This is a genomic window from Methyloversatilis universalis EHg5, assembly GCF_000378945.1.
GTDB classification, from domain to species: domain Bacteria; phylum Pseudomonadota; class Gammaproteobacteria; order Burkholderiales; family Rhodocyclaceae; genus Methyloversatilis; species Methyloversatilis universalis_A.
The window spans coordinates 1835692-1853772 of the sequence record NZ_KB900539.1; the positions used below are offsets into that span (position 1 = coordinate 1835692).

Here is an 18081-nt window from a genome sequence, read left to right on the forward strand (position 1 = left end):
CCTGGTCAGTAGGCATTGCGGTCGTTGACCACGACCGCCACCGTCTTCACGATGATCCACAGATCCAGACCGAGCGACCAGGTGCGCAGATACTCGAGGTCGTACTCGATGCGCTTCTGCATCTTCTCGACTGTTTCGGTCTCGCCGCGATAGCCATTCACCTGCGCCCAGCCGGTGATGCCCGGCTTCACCTTGTGCCGCACCATATAGCCCTTGATGAGCTTGCGGTAGGTTTCGTTGTGCGACACGGCATGCGGCCGCGGTCCGACGATGCTCATCCGGCCCTGCAGCACATTGATGAATTGCGGCAGTTCGTCCAGCGAGGTGCGGCGCAGGAAGCCGCCGAAAGGGGTGATGCGCTGGTCGTTGCGGGTGGCCTGCTTCACCACGCCGCCATCTTCCTGCACGGTCATCGAGCGGAACTTGTAGACCACGATTTCCTTGCCATCCAGACCGTAGCGACGCTGGCGGAACAGGGCCGGGCCGGGCGAACTCATCTTCACGCCGATGGCGAGCGCCAGCAGCAGAGGCGAAATGAGCAGCAGGATGAGCAGTGACAGCACGATGTCGCTCACGCGCTTCACCATGCCGTTGATGCCGGTGAAGGGGGTGTCGCACACCGCCACCACCGGCACGCCGGCCACGTAGTCCATGCGACCCTGGATCAGGTCGGTCAGGAAGATGTCCGGCGCGAAGAAGATGCTGACCGTGGTGTCCTTCAGGTCGTCCAGCAGCGACAGGATGCGTGGCTGGCTCGCCATGGGCAGTGCCAGATAGATCTGGTCGATGCCGTTCGCCTTCACGTAGCTGGCCAGATCGCGCAGGCGGCCGAGCAATGGCAGCTCGTTGAGCTGGGTGATGCGCTCCGACGAGCGGTCGTCGAAATAGCCGACGCAGCGCACGCCCAGATAGGGATGGGTCCGGAACTGCTCGGCCAGCGACACGCCGATGTCGTTGCAGCCGACGATGATCACCTTGGTCTGGTTCTCTTCCTTTGCTGCTGAACGCTGCAGATAGCCGCGGGCCAGAAAGTGCGCAGTGAGCTGGGTGAGCGGTGCCGCGACCAGCCAGGCCACCACCACCTCATAGGGGAAGTTCTCGATGTACTGACTGGCATAGCCGAAGAACAGCAGGATGAAGGCGATCAGCAGCCAGCCGATCACGGTCTGCCGGACCACCCGGCGCGGCCGCATGCTGAGCAGCGACGAGCCGGGGAAGGACAGCGAGAACACGACCAGCGACAGCACGACATAGCGCGCGTCTACGGTGTCGCCGTAATACAGCGCGCAGCCGATCAGGGACAGGATGAGCGACAGCGGGTCGAGAAACATCTCGACCATGCCGGAAAGACTCAACGGTGCCCGCAGTACGGAAGTGTTACGCTCAAACTTGGCGAGCATCGAAAAAGGAACCGGTGAATTCAACGGACTGGAAACCTGCAAACGACATGGCGGCTAGAATACCGCAGCGTTGTTTGCACATTTTTGCGAATTGCTCGCTGGAAAGAAAAGCGTCACGGCCCGCATTCATACTCTCTTAAATGAACAATAACATTTCAGTGCGGTTGTCCCTGCTGTGCGCGGTGATGGCCGCGGCGTTCGCGGGTCCGGCCCGGGCGGACGAGGACGACGCGTTCAGTCTGGTGACCGCGGCCTCCTGGCAATATCAGGACAACGTGCTTTATCTGCCTGACGGTCAGAAACCGACTTTCTTCGGCCCCGGTGCGCCGCGTGGCGACAGCAGCTACACCGCCAGCCTGGGTCTGAATTTCGACAAGCGCATCGGCCGCCAGCAGCTGTCGGCCAACTACACCCACATGATCGCCCGCTACGACTCGCTCAGCGTGCTCGACAACGACGGTCATAACGCGTTTGCGGCCTGGAAGTGGCTGGTCGGCAATGACCTCACCGGCCAGCTGCGCTACACCAACCGGCGCTACATGCAGGGTTTCGGCGATTTCCGCACCATCACGCCGGCGAAGAATCTGGTCGATGTCGATACGCTGCGCCTGGACGCCGCCTACGCCATCAACCCGTACTGGACGCTGTTCGGCGCTGCCTCGCAGGACAGCACCCGCAACAATCTGCTGATACGGCGTGGCAGTGATTCGGACGTTGATCGGCTCGAGGCCGGTGTCCGCTACACTACCCGCGGCGGCACCGCCTTCGAACTGCTGGGTCGCGATACCGAAGGCGACTATCCGAACCGTCTGCCCGGCCTGAATCAGACCAACTCCTTCAAGCAGAAGGACATCGAGGCGCGCGTGCGCTGGCAGCCGGTCGGCCATTCGAGGCTGTCCGCCGCGGTCGGTCAGTCCGACCGCAGGCACGCCAACGTGCCCGAGCGCGACTATCAGGACGTCTATGGCCGTCTCGGCTGGGAATGGCAGCCCACCGGGCAGATGATGGTGAACTTCCAGGCCGAGCGTCAGATCAGTGCGCTGGACGATCTGGTGTCCAGCTATTTCCGCACTACCACCTACACCGTGGCCCCGACCTGGCAGCCGACCGGCAAGCTGCGGGTCGATGGGCGACTGCAGTGGATATCGCGCGACGCCACCGGCGAAACCTTCTTCACCCAGCTGCCGCCGGTGCTGCAGGCGCTTCTGGGCATCAATAACGCGGTCGCCCGCCAGGAGGATCTGACCACCTACAGCCTGGGCGCGACCTGGTTCATCCAGCGCAATTTTTCGGCCAACGCCGAAGTGCGCCAGGACGAGCGCGAATCCAATGTGCAGTTCTATCAGTACAAGGTGCGCAGCGTGTCGATGTCGCTGCAGTATCTGTTCTGACCGACAGCCCGATCAGTAGCTGAGCAGTGCGCGGGGCGACCAGCCCCGTGCGGCCAGCTTTGCGGCGCCGCCCAGCGCCGGCAGATCGATCAGGAAGCGGAAACCCACGATATGGCCGCCGGCCTGTGTCACCAGTTCGCCGGTGGCCAGTGCGGTGCCGCCGGTGGCGATCAGATCATCCACCACCAGGATGCGGGCGCCTGGCCGCAGCGCGCCGCGGTGAATTTCCAGCCTGTCCTCGCCGTATTCCAGCGCGTACGAAACGCCCAGCGTCGGGCCCGGCAGCTTGCCCGGCTTGCGTACCGGCACCACGCCGCAGTGCAGCCGGTGGGCCAGTCCGCCGGCCAGCAGAAAGCCGCGTGCCTCGACCGCGACCACCGCGTCGATGTCGCCGGGCGCCAGACCTTCCGCCATCGCGTCCAGCGCCCGTGTCAGTCCGTCGGCGTCGGCCAGCAGCGGCGTGATGTCGCGGAACTGTATGCCCGGTTCCGGAAAGTCGGGAATGGTGCGGATCAGCGCCTGCAGTCGGGCGATGTCGGTGGCTGATGTCATGGCGTATCCGTGTGAGGGGGCAGGTTGAGGCGGGCGCGCCTTTCGTCCTTCGGCAGCGCAGCCAGCGCGCGCAGGGTGGCCCAGGCCGCCGGCAGATCGGGCGAACTGTCGATCAGTCGCGTGAAGGCGGGCCGGGCGGCGGTGTACAGGCCGACCGAGGCCAGCGTGGCGTTGTTGATGTCCTGCGCGAACCAGCGATCGTAGCCGCGGAAACCGGCCCACCGGCTGTCGCGGACGAGGATGTATTCGCGCCCGAGTGCTGCCAGCAGATCGGCCTTGCCACGGCGCTTCGCTTCGTCGTCCTGATCGCCCGCATAGAGATCGCCCAGTGCTCCGCGGTAGCGGGTGACCAGTTCGGCGAAATCCTGTCGCATCGCCTGCGCGCGATCGAAAGCCGGGCGCAGCGCCGCCTTGCCCGGACGGGCCAGCCAGCGGCGCACGCCTTCCTCTTCCACCGCACTGGCGAAGGATTCGTTGAACTCGGTGTCGTCCCGCACGTAGAGCAGCTGATGCGCCAGTTCGTGCACGATGAGCCGCACCAGCTCGGTTTCCGGATAGTGGATGAAGGTGTTCAGCAGCGGGTCGTCGAACCAGCCCAGCGTGGAATAGGCGGGCACGCCGCTCACGTGCACATCCAGCCCCTCGCTGGCGAGTGCGTCCGCGTGCGCACGCGCGTCGGCTTCGGCGAAAAAGCCGCGGTAGCTCACGCAGCCGGCGACCGGAAAGCAGGACTGGCGCGGTTTGACCGACAGCGGCTCGGTGGCGAACACGTTCCACACCACGAAACGGCGCTGCAGATCGGCGTAGTAGCGGTAGCTGCCGTTGTCGGGCAGCGCCAGCTCGTGCGAGGCCCAGTCGCGGATTTCACGGGCCAGCGTGAGCCGGTCGCGCAGCACCGCCTCGGTCTGCGGATCGGCCGCCACCTCGTCCAGCGGTCGGGCTCGGCGCCACAGTTCGAACTGGCCGTTCGCCGCCTGCCAGTAGTAGCCGGGCGAAAAGCTGCCGGTGCAGCCGGACATCAGGCCGGCTGTTGCGCCGAACAGCAGCGCCGGCAGCAGTGACCGCATCCTGCGCGGCTCAGCCCTGTTCGCGGTCGCCCGCGTACGGATCTGCATAGGCCGGTACCGGCATCGGCGCGGACTGCAGCGGCCGGGTGTCCAGCTGCACCGGAATCCAGCCGCGCACGCTGTTGATGAACCACAGCGCCTGCGCGCGCGCAAGATCGTCACGGGTGAGCACCCGTTCGATCAGTTCGCCACGCTCGACCAGTTCGCGGCGCAGCGTGCCGTCGAGCAGGCCGGACGACACCGGCGGCGTCAGCCGCTGGCCGTCGATGTCGAGCACCAGATTGCCGCGGGTGAATTCGGTCAGTTCGCCGGCATCGTTCCACAGCAGCACGTCGAAGGCGGTGCCCGACACACGCGACAGATGGGCGTCATACAGCGAGCGCCGGGTGGTCTTGTGATAGAGGAAAGGTTCGGCGCGCGACACCGGTACTTCGGCCAGCCGCACCTTGCGCGGGCTGGCGTCGGGTGCGTCAGCCGCACTGGCGTCGACGCGCAGCGTGCCGTCGGGTGCGCACAGCAGGCGTACCCGCCAGCGGCCTTGCGGGTGGGTCTGCGCATGGCGGGCCAGTTCGCCCGCTGCGTCCTGAGGCGGCGTGAAGCCGAAGTGCGCGACTGACGACGCGAGCCGCGCCAGATGGCGCTCCAGCAGGTCGTAGCGGCCGTCGACCAGCAGCAGTGTTTCCAGCAGTTCGAAGCCGGCGGCCGCGCGGGCGAGGAAGCGGCTCTTGGTCTGCACTTCGGCGTATTCGTCCGCGGCCACCGAATCCCAGGTGATGCCGCCACCCAGTCCGCATTCCATGCGGCCGGCCGCCACGTCCAGCGTCACCGTGCGGATGGCCACGTTGAACCGCGCGGCGCCGCCCGGCGCGACGTGGCCGATGGCGCCGCAATAGACCGAACGCGCCGACGTTTCGAGCTCGGCGATGATGTCCATGGACTTGAGCTTGGGCGCACCGGTGATCGAACCGCAGGGGAAGAGGGCGGTGAATACGTCGTCCAGGGTCACGTCCGGCCGGGTACGGGCGGTGATGGTGGAGGTCATCTGCAGCACGGTCGGGTAGTTCTCGATCGAGAACAGGTGCGGCACCTGTACGCCGCCCGGCATGGACAGGCGCGACAGGTCGTTGCGCAGCAGGTCCACGATCATCAGGTTCTCGGCGCGGTTCTTTTCCGAGTCGCGCAGCCAGCGCGCCAATTCAGCGTCCTCTTCTGGCAGCTGGCCGCGACGGGCGGTGCCTTTCATCGGTCGCGTCGTGAGCAGGCCGTTCTCCCAGGAGAAGAACAGTTCGGGCGACGCGGACAGGATGCGGTGGCTGCCGATGTCGGCATAGGCACAGAAATCCGCCTGCTGCGCCAGTCGCAGATTTTCGTAGAAGGCGCGCGCGTCGCCGCTGAAGCCGGCATGGGCGCGCACGGTGTAATTCATCTGGTAGGCGTCGCCGCGGCGTATTGCGGCGTGAATCGCGTCGATGGCCTGCGCGTAGTCCTCGGGCGTGGTGTCCAGCGCCCACGGCGACAGCGCATGCGGGCCGGGCGCGGCGGGCGGCGTATCGAGCGGCGCCTCGTGCAGGCCGAACCACACCAGGGGCACAGCACAGCCTTCGCGTACGCGCGCGGCGCGGTCGAAGGCCGGTGCGGCTTCATAGGCGACGAAGCCGACCGCATGCAGACCGCTGGCCGAGGCTTCGGCGACCCGGCGCAACGCCGGTCGCACCTGATCAAGCGTGTCGGCCCGCACGATTTCGATCGGGTCACCGAACACCAGTCTCCGAGGCAGGCGTTCAGGGGTGGAGAAATCCAGTATGAAAGTCATGTGTGTGCATCGACCGTGTTACCGGTCGTTCAGGCAGTCGGGCGTGTTCAGACTACGTGGGGCGCGATGTAGAGCGCGATCACCCGCCGTCCGAGCAGCGTGACCGAACCGTTGCGCCGGTTGTTCCCGGTGTCGCTGTATTCAAATCCGTAGGTCCGCTTGATGCGGACCTGACCGTCGTCGTCGCGCGCCAGCCAGGTCGAACGTATGGCCACCGTGTCGTCCAGCAGCTGGGTGCCTTCGGCGCTGCAGGCGGCACGACTGGCTTCCATTCCGGCTTCGCGCGCATTCAGGCTGTCGAGCCAGAACCACACCAGGGCCGCGATCAGCAGCAGTGACACGATCTCGAACGTGGGCATGTCAGCCCTCCGCCGGCAGCGCGGGTTGCCGGGCGACATAACGGTCAACCTTGCGGCCGACGCTCTCCGCCAGCTGTGCGGCCAGGGTTTCCGGCGTGCGCTCGGGGTGCAGGCGGGTGAGCAGCAGCAGCAGGCACAGCAGCACGTCGGCCGCTTCATCCAGCGTGGCGCCTTCCGGCAGCGTCTTGTGCGGCTTGTAGCCGCGCTCGACCAGCACCGCCTCGGCCAGTTCGCCCGACTCCTCGGTGAGCTTGCACAGCAGCATCAGCGGGTCCATGCGCTCATGACGGGAAAAAATCCTGAGTGCTTCGGCGAAGGCGTCGGGCGGGCAGTGCATGGTGAGTGACGGGCGAGGAGGGGGCGATGAGCCGGAATGGCGGCGACGGAAACGTGGTCAGCGGAGGATTCTAGCCTGCGGGGCTTTCCGGCGGTCTTCCGTGCAATCCTTGCCATGCAGTTGCGCCGTTGCCGTGGCACTCTCGCGCCACTCGGACGGTGCCTGCCGCGTTACGGAAACATTTCACGCAATCGCGCTGTAACACGCGCCGGATACTGTTCAGGGCTCGCCTCTTGGGCTATCGTGCCCAGCTGCCCATACGTCACAAATCCGCAACATTCTCTCGGGGACAACATGCCACAACTTGCAGGCCGCTCCATCGCTCTGACCGTCATTGCCGCAGCCATCCTGACTGCGTGCGGCGGAGAGAGCGGCGAAAAGAAGACGGCGACCCAGGTCGCTGCGAAGGTGAACAGCGGCGAAGTGTCGGTGCATCAGATCAACCAGGTCATGCAGCGCACCAATGTGGCCGACCCCGAACAGGCCAAGGCGGCCTCCCGTCAGGTGCTGGAACGTCTGATCGACCAGGAGCTGCTGGTGCAGCAGGCGGTGGACAAGAAGCTGGACCGCGATCCGAAGACGCTGCAGGCGATCGAAGCCGCGCGCCGTGAAATCCTCGCCCGCGCCTATCTCGAACAGGTGTCCGGCGCGGCCATCAAGCCGACCGATACCGAAATCAAGGACTACTACGGCAAGCACCCGGAGCTGTTCTCCGAGCGCCGCATCTTCAATCTGCGCGAGCTGGCGATCGCCGCCGGCCCGGAATTCCTGCCCAAGCTCGAACAGTTCATGGCGCAGCCGCGCAACCTGCAGCAGATCGCCGAGTGGCTGCGCAGCGAGAACGTGCGCTTCACCGCCAACGCGGTGACCAAGCCGGCCGAGCAGCTGCCGCTCGAACTGGTGAAGAACGTGCACCAGATCAAGGACGGCCAGATCGGCGTGCTGCGGACCAACAGCGGCATCCTGGTGCTCGAGGTGGCTGCCTCGCGCAGCATGCCGGTCGACGAGAATGCGGCTCGTCCGGTGATCGAGCAGTTCCTGCTGAATCAGCGCAAGGGCGAACTGGCGCAGGGCGAAGTGAAGAAGCTGCGTGAAAGCGCCAAGGTCGAATACATGGGCGAATTCAGCGCGCCGGCAGCAGCGGCCACCGCTGCGCCAGCCGCCGCCACGGCGGCTCCGGCTGCCGCACCGGCCGATGCCGCGGGCAGCGCGGTCGACAAGGGCCTCTCCGGCCTCAAGTGAACGCTGCCGGGCAACGATGCCCGGAGGATCACCGCGCGCCGTCCCGGTGCGCGGTGCGAACAGACTGACCAACGGGAAACCTTCACGACATGACGAAGTTCGTACGCCAGCTTGTCGCCTTCTGCTTCGGACTGATGATGCTTGCCGGCGCCCAGGCGGCCGACACGCGTGAATACGTGCTGGGCGCGGGCGATATTGTCCGCGTCACCGTATTCCAGAATCCGGACCTCACGGTGGAAACCCGCGTGACCGAGAGCGGTTCCATCACCTATCCGCTCATCGGCAGTGTTGCGGTCGGCGGTCTCACGCTGCCGGCGTCGGAAAAGCTGATTGCCGACAAGCTGCGCGACGGCGGCTTCGTGCTCAAGCCGCAGGTGAATGTGCTGCTGCTGCAGATACGCGGCAATCAGGTATCGGTGCTGGGCCAGGTGAATCGTCCCGGCCGCTACCCGATCGAAATCGCCAACACCCGCGTCAGCGACATGCTGGCCACCGCCGGTGGCGCTACGATCAGCGGTGCCGATCTGGTGACGCTGGTGGGTACCCGCAACGGTCAGCCCTTCCGTACCGAGATCGACATTCCGTCGCTGTTCCAGCCGGACGGCGTCAAGGCCGACATTCCGGTGCAGGGCGGCGACATCCTCTACATCCACCGTGCGCCGATGTTCTACATCTATGGCGAGGTCAACCGTCCGGGCTCCTACCGTCTGGAGCGCGGCATGACCGTGATGCAGGCGCTGGCCCAGGGTGGCGGCGTTACGCTGCGCGGTACCGAGAAGCGCATCCGCCTGCATCGCCGCAATGCCGCCGGCTCCGTGGAGGCGATCGAGCCCGACATGGCCCAGGCGCTGCAGACGGACGACGTGGTGTACGTGCGCGAAAGCCTTTTCTGATCGGATGACGACCTCATGACGTTCCAGCAATTCCTGCTCATACTTCGCGCGCGCTGGCTGGTCGGCCTGGCAGTGCTTCTGGTCGTGGTGGCCACCACGGTGGCGGTCAGCCTGGTGCTGCCCAAGCAGTACTCGTCTGCCACCTCGGTGCTGATCGATGTGAAGTCGCCGGACCCCATTCTCGGCGTCACGCTGCCTGCTCTGGTCACGCCCGGCTATATGGCGACCCAGGTGGACATCGTGACCTCCGACCGTGTAGCCCAGCGGGTCGTGCGCATGCTCGGTTTCGAGAAAAGTGCGGCGGCGGTCGAACAGTGGCGCGAGGCGACCGAAGGCAAGGGTTCGATGGAAGCCTATTTCGCCGACATGCTGAAGAAGAAGCTGGACGTGAAGCCGTCGCGTGAATCGAATGTGCTGTCCATCGGTTTCAGCGGCCAGGACCCGGCCTTTTCGGCTGCGGTGGCCAATGCTTTCGCGCAGGCCTACATCGATACCAACCTTGAACTGAAGATCGAACCGGCCAAGCAGTACGCCAGCTGGTTTGCCGGTCAGTCCAAGGCGCTGCGCGAAGGTCTGGAAAAGGCGCAGAGCAAGCTGTCCGCCTTCCAGCAGGAGAGCGGCATCGTCGCCACCGACGAGCGTCTGGACATCGAGAACGCCCGTCTGGCCGAACTGTCCAGCCAGTACACCGCGATCCAGGCCCAGCGCAGCGACAGTTCGTCGCGTCAGGCCCAGGTCGGCCAGTCGCAGATCGAAACCCTGCCCGAAGTGCAGCAGAACTCGCTCATCATCGGCCTGAAGGCCGACCTCGCTCGCGGCGAGGCGCGTCTGAACGAAATGAGCCAGCGCTACGGTCGCAACCATCCGGAATACCAGCGGGCACAGGGCGAAGTCGATACCCAGCGCGCCAAGCTGGATGCCGAAATGAAGAAGGTGGCCAGCACCATCGGCACCTCCAACCGGGTGAACGTGCAGCGCGAAGCCGAAGTGCGCGCCGCGCTCAACGCACAGAAGAACCGCGTGCTGGAACTGAAGAAACAGCGCGACGATCTGGCCGTGCTGCAGCGTGAAGTGGAAAGCGCCCAGCGTGCCTATGACGCGGTGGCTCAGCGTTTCACCCAGACCAGTCTGGAAAGCCAGACCACGCAGACCAATATCGTGGTGCTGACGCCGGCAATCGCTCCGGTCGAACATTCCAGCCCTAACCTGATACTGAACACCCTGGTCGCCATTTTCCTCGGCACCCTGCTGGCAGTCGGTACCGTGCTGCTGCTCGAACTGCTCGACCAGCGCGTGCGTGGCGACGATGACCTGCAGCAGCTGCTCGGCGTACCGGTGCTCGGCCTGATTTCGTCGGTCAAGTTCAACAAGGGTGCCAAGCGTGCCCGTGTGGCCACCGCCTGAGGACATACAGATGAACGCCCCCACTTCCATCGATTCCGGATCCGGTCGCGCCATCGGTGCCATCCTCATCGACGCCGGCCGGCTGACGCCGGATGGCGCGGAGCGCATCCTGCGCGCCCAGCGTGACGGCGGCCTGCGTTTTGGCGACGCTGCCATTTCTCTTGGCCTGCTGAAGGAATCGGACATCCAGTTCGCGCTGTCGCGCCAGTTCGACTACCCCTTCCTGCAGCCGGGCGAAAGCACGGTAAGCGACGAAGTGATCGCCGCCTACCGGCCCTTCACCCGTCAGGTCGAAGAACTGCGCGCACTGCGCAGCCAGCTCATGCTGCGCTGGTTCGATGCCGAATCGGAACGCAAGACGCTGTCCATCGTCAGCCCGGAGCGCGGCGAAGGTCGCAGCTTCATCGCCGCCAATCTGGCGGTGGTGTTTTCCCAGCTCGGCGAGCGCACGCTGCTGATCGATGCCGACATGCGCAATCCCCGCCAGCACGCACTGTTCTCGGTGAGCAACCGGATCGGCCTGTCGGAAACGCTGGCCGGCCGCGGTGGCCCGGAAGCGGTGCAACGGGTGCCGGCGCTGCTCGACCTGTGTGTGCTGCCAGCCGGCGCGGTGCCGCCGAATCCGCAGGAACTGCTGTCGCGCCCGGCGTTCAGCCAGTTGCTGGCTCAGCTGGCCAAGGATTTCGACGTCATCCTGATCGATACGCCGGCCGGTGCCGAATACGCCGATGCGCAGACCATTGCGGTGCGTGCCAGCGGCGCGCTGATGGTGGCGCGCAAGAACGTAAGCCGCGCTTCGCGCCTGCGTCGTCTGGCCGACGAACTGGTGACCGCCAGCGCCACCGTCGTCGGCTCGGTGATGAACGAGCCGTGATGCAGGCGGTCTGAGCGGTGTCTTCGATCTCTTCGGGCGCATCCGGCATGTCTACTCCCCACTCACTGCGTCTGGGTGCCCAGATTCTGTCCCCGATGTGGGCGCCGTTCTGGATCGTGGTGGCCGGTCTGGCCGCCATGTACGGCCCCAGCTTCCACGACCTGTTTACCGGCATCTGGAGCACCGACGAGAACGCGCACGGCCCCATCGTGCTGTCGGTGTCGCTGTGGCTGCTCTACACCAAGTGGAACGCGATTGCCGACAACGTGAAGCCAGAACCGGCCCCTGCGCTGGGCTGGCCGCTCGTCGTGCTGGCGCTGCTGCTGTACATCGTCGGGCGTTCGCAGGACATCCTGATTTTCGAGATCGGTTCGCTGATTCCGATGCTGGCCGGCCTGATGCTGGTGTTCTTCGGCCGCGCCACTGCGCTCGGCCTGTGGTTTCCGCTGTTTTTCATGCTGTTCATGATTCCGCTGCCCGGCGTGCTGGTCGATGCGGTGACCCAGCCGATGAAGATGGCGGTGTCGTGGGCGGCGGAACACCTGCTGTATGCGCTGGGTTACCCGATCGCGCGTACCGGCGTCATCCTGGTGATCGGCCAGTACCAGCTGCTGGTGGCCGATGCCTGCGCCGGCCTGCACTCGCTGTTTACGCTTGAGGCGCTGGGCCTGCTCTACCTGAATCTGGTGCGCCACGACTCCTTTGCCCGCAATCTGACGCTGGCCATCCTGATCGTGCCGATCTCCTTCACCGCCAACGTGATCCGGGTGATTGTGCTGACGCTGATCACCTACCACTTCGGCGACGAGGCGGGGCAGGGTTTCCTGCATGGCTTTGCCGGCATGGTGCTGTTCATCAGCGCGCTCATTCTCATCATCGGCGTCGATTCGATGCTGCGTTTCGGCGTGCGCCAGACCGACGCCACGGCCTGAACGGCGCGGCCCGCAATGAGTTCCGACATCGATCTGCTGTTCATGCGGGAGGCGCTCGCGCTGGCGCGTGAAGCCGGGGCGCTGGGTGAAGTGCCGGTCGGCGCGGTGGTGGTGAAGGACGGCGAAATCGTCGGCCGCGGCTTCAATCGCCCCATCATGGCCAGCGACCCGACCGCCCACGCCGAGGTGATGGCGCTGCGTGCCGCCGGCCAGGCGCTGGCGAATTACCGCATGCCCGGCTGCACGCTGTACGTGACGCTGGAACCCTGTGCCATGTGTAGCGGCGCCATCCAGCACGCGCGCATCGCCCGCGTGGTGTTCGGCGCGCGCGACCCCAAGACCGGCTGCTGCGGCAGCGTAACCGACCTGTTCGCGGAGCCGCGGCTGAATCACCACGCCGAGGTCGAATCCGGCGTGCTGGCCGACGAATGCGGTCGCATGCTGAGCGATTTCTTCGCGGCGCGGCGCCGGCGCACCGAAAGCGCCTGATGCGCATCGACATCGACATTCCCACCCAGTGGATGCACCTGTACGACGATGGCGGCGTACTGATCCGCCGCTACCGGGTATCGACCGCGAAGAACGGCGCGGGTGAGCAGCGGGGCAGCTATCGCACGCCGCGCGGTCGCCACATCATCCGCGCACGCATCGGCGCGGGCGCTCCGGCCAATACGGTGTTCATCCGGCGGCGTCCGACCGGCGAACAGTGGTCGCCCGAACTGGCGGCCGCCCATCCGGGCCGGGACTGGATACTGACCCGCATCCTGTGGCTGTCCGGCTGCGAACCCGGTTTCAACCGGCTGGGCGAGGTCGATACCATGCGCCGCTATGTCTATCTGCACGGCAGCCCGGACACCGCCGAAATGGGCGTGCCCGGTTCCATCGGCTGCGTGCGCATGCGCAATCGCGACATCATCGAACTGTTCGATCTGGTGCCGGCCGGCACGCCGGTCAATATCCTCGACGGCGACCGGAACCGCGCGCCGTGATCGACATCGTGCTCGGCACTTGGGCCGAACAGGCGCCGGCGCTGAAGCCGCTGCGGCGCGAGGTGTTCATCGTCGAACAGGGTGTGCCGGAAGAACTGGAGTGGGACGAGTACGACGCGGTCAGCCGCCATGCACTGGCGCTGATCGATGGCGAGGCGGTTGGCTGTGGCCGCCTGCTGCCGGACGGGCACATCGGCCGCATGGCGGTGCGCAAGGTCTTCCGCGGTCGTGGTGTCGGTCGAATGTTGCTGGCGGCACTGGTGTCCGAGGCCTCAGGGCGCGGCCTGAGCATGCTGCAGCTGCACGCGCAGACGCATGCACTCGGCTTCTACGCGCAGGCAGGTTTCGTCGCCGAAGGCGTGGAATTCGACGAGGCCGGCATCCCTCACCGGCTCATGGTGCGCAGACTGCCGAGCTGACCCAGCGCGTCATCGTCCAGCGGCTTGGTCAGAAAGCCGCTCACCCGCGGGAATGCGAGCGCGCGCTCGCGCTCGCTGTCCAGCGCCGATGAACTGAGCATGCAGATGCGGGTGTCGCCCTGCTGCATGTCCGGCAAGGCGTGAAAGGCCTCCAGGAATTCGAAACCGTTCATGCGCGGCATGTTGATGTCGAGCAGGATGAGGTCGACCGCATGGCCGGCGTTTTCCGTCAGCCATTTCAGTGCCTTCTCCGCCCACTCGAACACCATCACGTCGCCGGCGATGCCGGCCTGTTCGATCAGCAGGCCGTGAAAGAAATTGTCGGCGTCGCTGTCGTCGATCAGCATTACGGTGCGCAGTGAGGCACTCATGCCGTGGTCGTCCTTGCAGAAGTTTCGGGGGTGCGGCCTATCAGGCGGCTGACAGGCAATGCGAGTACGAAACGGGCGCCGCAGCCTGCGGCCGACTCGACGAACATCCGTCCGCCATGCATGTCCGCGATGCGCCGGCACAGCGCCAGCCCCAGTCCGGTGCCTTCGTATTCGCTGCGCGCGTGCAGACGCTCGAAGGCGGCGAAGATGCGTTCGTGGAAGGACGGTTCGATGCCGATGCCATTGTCGCTGACCACCACATGCAGTTCGTCCTGCACCTGCGCCGCGCTGACCGTGACTTCGGGGGCCACGTCCGGTGCATGGAACTTGATCGCGTTGCCGATCAGGTTCTGCATCAGCAAGGCGAGCTGGCTGCGGTCACCACGTATGACCGGCAGCGGCGCCAGTCTCAGCGTGGCGCCGCTGCGGCCGATGGCGTCGGCCAGCGCCTGACGCGTGTCCTCCAGCAGATCGCTCAGGCTGACCGCGTCGCTGCGCGCTTCTGCGCCGTCCAGCCGCACGTAGGCGAGCAGGTCGTCGACCAGCTGGCGCAGCCGTTCTCCGCCGCGTACCACGAAATCGAGGTAGCGCCGGCTGCGGCCGTCCGGGGCGTCCTGGTTCTCGCGGGCGAGCAGGCGGGCGAAGTTCAGGATGGAATTGATCGGTTCGCGAAGATCATGCGAAGCGACATGCACGAACTGCTGCAGCGCGATGTTGCTGCGCTCCAGTTCGTTCAGCGTGCGCCGCAGCTGTTCTTCCGCCTGCAGGCGATCGGTGATGTCCTCGCCCACCCCGAGCAGACCGGTCGCCGAGCCCCGGTCATCTTCCAGCCGGCTTGTATGCCAGGCGATCACGCGCAGCTGGCCCGCTGCATTCAGCGCGTGTCCGCGGAAACGGCGTTCGCCGCGCTGCGACCCATCGACCAGCCCGGCGAAATAGACGCGGGCATCCACCTGTTCGGCTGCAGGCAGGCAGAGGTCGAACCAGTCACGGCCGATCAGGCCGTCGATGGGCCGGCCGAGTACTTCGGCGCTCTTGCGGTTGGCCCGTATCACGCGACCGGAGGTGTCGGTCACCACCATCATGCTGCCGGCGGTGTCGAAATAGAGCCGGGCCCGATCGCGTTCGGCTTCGAGCTGGCGGGTGCGCAGCGCGACCAGGGCCGACAGTTCGTCGTTGAAGCGCTGCAGCTGGCGCTCGAACATGTTCTGCCTGTCCTGCGCCTCGTGCATGGCGTCCACCCGGTCGCGCAGTTCGATCTGCGCCACCACCTGACGGGCGAGCGCGGACAGCGCTTCGCGCTGGGCAGCGTTCAGCGTGCGGGCGACGGTGTCGATCACGCACAGCGTGCCGATGCGCTGGCCGCCAGCCACTTCGAGCGGCGCACCGGCGTAGAAACGTATGCCCGGTTCGCCGGTCACCAGCGGGTTGTCGCTGAAGCGGCTGTCGTCGCACGCGTCAGGCACTTCCATCAGATCGCGGTTCAGGATGGCGTGCGCGCAGAAGGCCTGGTCGCGGGGTGTTTCACTGGCCGTCAGACCGACTCTGGCCTTGAACCACTGGCGTTCGCGATCGACCAGACTGATCAGCGCGATCGGCGTGCCGCAGATGAGCGAGGCGATGCGGGTCAGGTCGTCGAAGGCGGGTTCAGGCGGTGTGTCGAGCAGGCGCGTCGCGTCCAGCGCGGCGATGCGCGCGGGCTCATCCTGAAGGTGCGGTGCGTTCGGCAAGTCGGGTCGCTCTGCTGGGGGCTGTCGGGAATGACGGCACGGGTACGATGAACTTTATTGTGCGCCTGATGCGGTGTGCCCGGGCAAGGCGTGTTCGACGCGCGGCACTCAGTTCCGAAGATTCGGTGGCGGATGCTCAGAGGCGGGTATTCAGAACCGTGCGTCCGGCGTCGCTGCCGCCTGCGCCGTGCCGTCTTTCCTCGATGTGCAGTGCGGCCGGGCCGAGCACGAGCACGGTGCGCGAACGGGTGCCGTAGTCCTCGCCGGCGATGAAGACCGGCGACAGCCTGCGCTCCCATTCGAGGCTGACACCGGTATCCGGCAGGTCGGCATCCGCTGCCGGTGTGGGATCGAGCAGCAGTTCGAACAGCGCCTCGGTCTGTGTTTCCAACGAAGCTTCAGGGTTGTACAGCACGTGGGCGAAGGCCTCACGCGCGCGGACCAGCTTGGGCCAGGGCGTGCCAGGCAGGTGGTTGGACAGCGCGTGCACCCCGGGCGGCAGCAGGGCGCTGCGCGGCGGATGTCCGCCGCCATACCCCACCCAGATCAGATCGCGGCCGTCGCACAGCAGCAGGTTGAAGCCATTGTAATGTGCTGCCTCGCGCACGCAGGCCTCGGCGTGTTCGGCGGCCGACATCCGCCCGGTCAGGAAATCAGCCACCAGCGCGCCGCGCGAGCGTGCGTCCGGCCGCTGGCGGGCCGGGTCACGGTAGTTGGTCAGTGCGGCGAAGCGGCCGTCGGTGCTCACGCCCAGCCAGGTGCCGCCGGATGCGAGGTCGCGGCCGGCCATCACCTGCGGCGCATCCGGCCACACCTGCAGCGGCGCGGTCGGCCGATGGTGGAATTCGTCGCGGTTGGCAGCGACCCGCAGCGACGGGCTTCCACCCGGCTGCCAGTCCAGCACGATGAGGCACATGGCGGGCGCAGCCTAGGCGGAGCGGAAACGCTCCAGATGGCGGCCGGTTTCCGCAGCCAGGAAGTCATGCAGGCCGTGGCGCTGCACGTGACTGCCCAGTTCCAGCTCGAACAGGCGCTGGTTGTTCACGCCTTCGTAGATTTCCATCCAGGTCAGCGGATCGTCCAGCCGCCGGCGCACCCGGCCGGGCACACCGGTGGCAGCCTGCAGCGAAGCCTGCATGGTGGCCAGCGCGGCGCGCAGCGCGGTTTCCTTTGACGGGTCGATGCGGTAGTAGATGTAGTAGTCGATGTGCGTGCTCATGCCGATGCGCGCAGTTACTCGCCGAGCGCGTAGGGCAGGGCGGCGAAGTCGAGCGCGGCGCCGTCAGGCGCACCCAGCCGCACCGGGCCGGCTTCGGTGCTGGACATCTGCACCACCGCCAGCAGCGCGCAGCCACCGTCCGGTAGCGCCACCGCATCGACCACTGCGCCGCAGGCCTGATCGCCGGTGTCGCTGCCATAGACCGGCGTACCGGCCGCTGGCGGGGTGCAGTCGGCGCTGGCGCGGTACATGCGCCGCTTCAGCTTGCCCAGGTACTGGGTGCGGGCGACGATTTCCTGGCCCGGGTAGCAGCCTTTCTTGAAGCTCACGCCGCCGGTCAGTTCGAAATTGACCATCTGCGGCACGAAAGCTTCCTGCGTGGCCGGCCAGATGCTGACCAGTCCGTCGCGGATGTCGAACCAGCGCCACGCCGGCGTGCCGGCGGGCGTGGCGTGGGCGGCCAGTGCCTGCCATACGGCCTGCAGCCGCTCTGGCGTGGTGACGATCTGGAAGCGGTCAGCGGCCAGACGCAGCACGCTGACACCCTCGGCCGTGGCCTGTTTCATCGCCGCCGGCGGCAGCGGCAGGCCGGCGGCGGCCAGCGCGGCTTCGGCGCCGCTGCCGGCCAGACCGAGCGCAGGCAGGTCGGCGCTTGCATCGCCCAGCTTCGCCTTGGCGCGCAGGATGTACATCGACAGCTTGCGACGCATCGGTTCGGCCAGCGCGCGCGGCAGCTGCAGCACGACCGCGTCGCCGTCGCGCCACAGCGTGAAGGCGGCCAGCAGCCGGCCCTTGGGCGAGCAGAAACCGGCGCTGCGCACGCCGTCGGCCGGAATGCCCTGCACGTCGTTGGTCATCAGGTTGTGCAGGAAGCTGGCGGCGTCCTCGCCCTCCGCGCGCAGGCGAGACAGGTGGGTGAGCGGCACCAGCACGGTGCCGGTCTGCGCCGCGCGCATTTCGGCGGCGGCGTCGGCCATCGCGGGAAACTGGCCGTCATCGGCGGCAGTCGAGGCGGCATCAGAGGCGGGAATGAGGTCTGTGAGCAGCATGGTGTTGCGAATTCCGTGGTCGGGGAAAGTACGGGAAGAG

General features: G+C 66.4%; 20 protein-coding genes. 9 read left to right on the forward strand and 11 right to left on the reverse strand.

Features of this window, described 5'->3' with window-relative positions:
- Positions 1-5: 5 nt before the first annotated feature.
- Positions 6-1340 (reverse strand): undecaprenyl-phosphate glucose phosphotransferase, encoded by a 1335-nt coding sequence (locus METUNV2_RS0108570; RefSeq protein WP_018229058.1) that lies wholly within the window; start codon positions 1338-1340, stop codon positions 6-8.
- Positions 1341-1540: 200 nt separating this feature from the next.
- Between METUNV2_RS0108570 and epsL the strand changes: the two genes are divergently transcribed.
- The gene (epsL, locus tag METUNV2_RS0108575; protein WP_051081903.1) at positions 1541-2791 is read left to right on the forward strand and encodes an XrtB/PEP-CTERM-associated polysaccharide biosynthesis outer membrane protein EpsL; all 1251 of its coding nucleotides are present in this window, start codon (positions 1541-1543) and stop codon (positions 2789-2791) included.
- Between the two features lie 12 nt (positions 2792-2803).
- On the opposite strand, the gene METUNV2_RS0108580 is transcribed toward epsL, so the two are convergent.
- Genes METUNV2_RS0108580 through METUNV2_RS0108600 form a run of 5 tightly spaced genes read right to left on the reverse strand, consistent with a single transcriptional unit; the run spans position 2804 to position 6919 of the window.
- Positions 2804-3343 (reverse strand): adenine phosphoribosyltransferase, encoded by a 540-nt coding sequence (locus METUNV2_RS0108580; protein ID WP_018229060.1) that lies wholly within the window; start codon positions 3341-3343, stop codon positions 2804-2806.
- Positions 3340-4410 (reverse strand): aminopeptidase, encoded by a 1071-nt coding sequence (locus tag METUNV2_RS0108585; protein ID WP_018229061.1) that lies wholly within the window; start codon positions 4408-4410, stop codon positions 3340-3342. The genes METUNV2_RS0108580 and METUNV2_RS0108585 overlap by 4 nt, the downstream gene beginning before the upstream one ends.
- A gap of 10 nt (positions 4411-4420) precedes the next feature.
- Complete coding sequence (gene pabB / locus METUNV2_RS0108590) at positions 4421-6223, reverse strand: aminodeoxychorismate synthase component I (RefSeq protein WP_018229062.1); 1803 nt, start codon at positions 6221-6223, stop codon at positions 4421-4423.
- 47 nt (positions 6224-6270) lie between these two features.
- Complete coding sequence (locus tag METUNV2_RS0108595; protein WP_018229063.1) at positions 6271-6582, reverse strand: DUF3301 domain-containing protein; 312 nt, start codon at positions 6580-6582, stop codon at positions 6271-6273.
- A gap of 1 nt (position 6583) precedes the next feature.
- A complete protein-coding gene (locus METUNV2_RS0108600) occupies positions 6584-6919 on the reverse strand; it encodes a hypothetical protein (RefSeq protein WP_232415647.1) in 336 nt (111 codons plus the stop codon).
- Positions 6920-7213: 294 nt separating this feature from the next.
- Here METUNV2_RS0108600 and METUNV2_RS0108605 point away from each other — a divergent pair, with 294 nt between their 5' ends.
- The 8 genes from METUNV2_RS0108605 (at position 7214) to METUNV2_RS0108640 (ending at position 13672) form a co-directional block, all read left to right on the forward strand.
- Positions 7214-8161 carry an EpsD family peptidyl-prolyl cis-trans isomerase gene (locus METUNV2_RS0108605; protein ID WP_018229065.1) on the forward strand — a complete coding sequence of 316 codons (948 nt, stop codon included), beginning with the start codon at positions 7214-7216 and terminating at the stop codon, positions 8159-8161.
- Between the two features lie 89 nt (positions 8162-8250).
- Entirely contained in the window at positions 8251-9054 is an 804-nt protein-coding gene (gene epsE, locus METUNV2_RS0108610) for a polysaccharide export protein EpsE (protein WP_018229066.1), read from the forward strand.
- A 15-nt stretch (positions 9055-9069) separates the two neighbouring features.
- Positions 9070-10458 (forward strand): chain length determinant protein EpsF, encoded by a 1389-nt coding sequence (epsF, locus tag METUNV2_RS0108615; protein WP_018229067.1) that lies wholly within the window; start codon positions 9070-9072, stop codon positions 10456-10458.
- 10 nt (positions 10459-10468) lie between these two features.
- Positions 10469-11332: a chain length determinant protein tyrosine kinase EpsG gene (gene epsG, locus METUNV2_RS0108620; protein ID WP_018229068.1), complete on the forward strand. Its 864-nt coding sequence runs from the start codon at positions 10469-10471 to the stop codon at positions 11330-11332.
- 47 nt (positions 11333-11379) lie between these two features.
- On the forward strand, positions 11380-12264 hold the full coding sequence (xrtB, locus tag METUNV2_RS0108625; RefSeq protein WP_026188000.1) for an exosortase B: 885 nt from the start codon (positions 11380-11382) through the stop codon (positions 12262-12264).
- Positions 12265-12279: 15 nt separating this feature from the next.
- Entirely contained in the window at positions 12280-12753 is a 474-nt protein-coding gene (tadA, locus tag METUNV2_RS0108630) for a tRNA adenosine(34) deaminase TadA (protein ID WP_018229070.1), read from the forward strand.
- Positions 12753-13253: a L,D-transpeptidase gene (locus tag METUNV2_RS0108635; RefSeq protein ID WP_018229071.1), complete on the forward strand. Its 501-nt coding sequence runs from the start codon at positions 12753-12755 to the stop codon at positions 13251-13253. The genes tadA and METUNV2_RS0108635 overlap by 1 nt, the downstream gene beginning before the upstream one ends.
- The gene (locus tag METUNV2_RS0108640) at positions 13250-13672 is read left to right on the forward strand and encodes a GNAT family N-acetyltransferase (protein ID WP_018229072.1); all 423 of its coding nucleotides are present in this window, start codon (positions 13250-13252) and stop codon (positions 13670-13672) included. The genes METUNV2_RS0108635 and METUNV2_RS0108640 overlap by 4 nt, the downstream gene beginning before the upstream one ends.
- Here METUNV2_RS0108640 and METUNV2_RS0108645 read toward each other — a convergent pair.
- From METUNV2_RS0108645 to ygfZ, 5 genes are all read right to left on the reverse strand, one after another.
- Complete coding sequence (locus tag METUNV2_RS0108645) at positions 13639-14043, reverse strand: response regulator (RefSeq protein ID WP_018229073.1); 405 nt, start codon at positions 14041-14043, stop codon at positions 13639-13641. The two genes, METUNV2_RS0108640 and METUNV2_RS0108645, sit on opposite strands and share 34 nt — an antisense overlap.
- Entirely contained in the window at positions 14040-15773 is a 1734-nt protein-coding gene (locus METUNV2_RS20215) for a sensor histidine kinase (protein ID WP_018229074.1), read from the reverse strand. The genes METUNV2_RS0108645 and METUNV2_RS20215 overlap by 4 nt, the downstream gene beginning before the upstream one ends.
- A gap of 136 nt (positions 15774-15909) precedes the next feature.
- Positions 15910-16689, reverse strand: coding sequence for an NRDE family protein (locus METUNV2_RS0108655; RefSeq protein WP_018229075.1), 780 nt, complete (start codon positions 16687-16689; stop codon positions 15910-15912).
- A gap of 12 nt (positions 16690-16701) precedes the next feature.
- Positions 16702-16992: a DUF4936 family protein gene (locus METUNV2_RS0108660; RefSeq protein WP_018229076.1), complete on the reverse strand. Its 291-nt coding sequence runs from the start codon at positions 16990-16992 to the stop codon at positions 16702-16704.
- A 14-nt stretch (positions 16993-17006) separates the two neighbouring features.
- On the reverse strand, positions 17007-18041 hold the full coding sequence (gene ygfZ, locus METUNV2_RS0108665) for a CAF17-like 4Fe-4S cluster assembly/insertion protein YgfZ (RefSeq protein WP_018229077.1): 1035 nt from the start codon (positions 18039-18041) through the stop codon (positions 17007-17009).
- Positions 18042-18081: the final 40 nt, after the last annotated feature.

Coding starts and splice junctions, on each gene's coding strand:
- epsL (WP_051081903.1), top strand. CDS start 1,541: ATGAACAATAACATTTCAGTGCGGTTGTCCCTGCTGTGCGCGGTGATG.
- METUNV2_RS0108585 (WP_018229061.1), bottom strand. CDS start 4,410: ATGCGGTCACTGCTGCCGGCGCTGCTGTTCGGCGCAACAGCCGGCCTG.
- pabB (WP_018229062.1), bottom strand. CDS start 6,223: ATGACTTTCATACTGGATTTCTCCACCCCTGAACGCCTGCCTCGGAGA.
- xrtB (WP_026188000.1), top strand. CDS start 11,380: ATGTCTACTCCCCACTCACTGCGTCTGGGTGCCCAGATTCTGTCCCCG.
- epsG (WP_018229068.1), top strand. CDS start 10,469: ATGAACGCCCCCACTTCCATCGATTCCGGATCCGGTCGCGCCATCGGT.
- METUNV2_RS0108655 (WP_018229075.1), bottom strand. CDS start 16,689: ATGTGCCTCATCGTGCTGGACTGGCAGCCGGGTGGAAGCCCGTCGCTG.
- epsF (WP_018229067.1), top strand. CDS start 9,070: ATGACGTTCCAGCAATTCCTGCTCATACTTCGCGCGCGCTGGCTGGTC.
- METUNV2_RS0108595 (WP_018229063.1), bottom strand. CDS start 6,582: ATGCCCACGTTCGAGATCGTGTCACTGCTGCTGATCGCGGCCCTGGTG.
- METUNV2_RS0108580 (WP_018229060.1), bottom strand. CDS start 3,343: ATGACATCAGCCACCGACATCGCCCGACTGCAGGCGCTGATCCGCACC.
- ygfZ (WP_018229077.1), bottom strand. CDS start 18,041: ATGCTGCTCACAGACCTCATTCCCGCCTCTGATGCCGCCTCGACTGCC.
- METUNV2_RS0108645 (WP_018229073.1), bottom strand. CDS start 14,043: ATGAGTGCCTCACTGCGCACCGTAATGCTGATCGACGACAGCGACGCC.
- epsE (WP_018229066.1), top strand. CDS start 8,251: ATGACGAAGTTCGTACGCCAGCTTGTCGCCTTCTGCTTCGGACTGATG.
- tadA (WP_018229070.1), top strand. CDS start 12,280: ATGAGTTCCGACATCGATCTGCTGTTCATGCGGGAGGCGCTCGCGCTG.
- METUNV2_RS0108600 (WP_232415647.1), bottom strand. CDS start 6,919: ATGCACTGCCCGCCCGACGCCTTCGCCGAAGCACTCAGGATTTTTTCC.
- METUNV2_RS0108570 (WP_018229058.1), bottom strand. CDS start 1,340: ATGGTCGAGATGTTTCTCGACCCGCTGTCGCTCATCCTGTCCCTGATC.
- METUNV2_RS0108605 (WP_018229065.1), top strand. CDS start 7,214: ATGCCACAACTTGCAGGCCGCTCCATCGCTCTGACCGTCATTGCCGCA.
- METUNV2_RS0108660 (WP_018229076.1), bottom strand. CDS start 16,992: ATGAGCACGCACATCGACTACTACATCTACTACCGCATCGACCCGTCA.
- METUNV2_RS0108635 (WP_018229071.1), top strand. CDS start 12,753: ATGCGCATCGACATCGACATTCCCACCCAGTGGATGCACCTGTACGAC.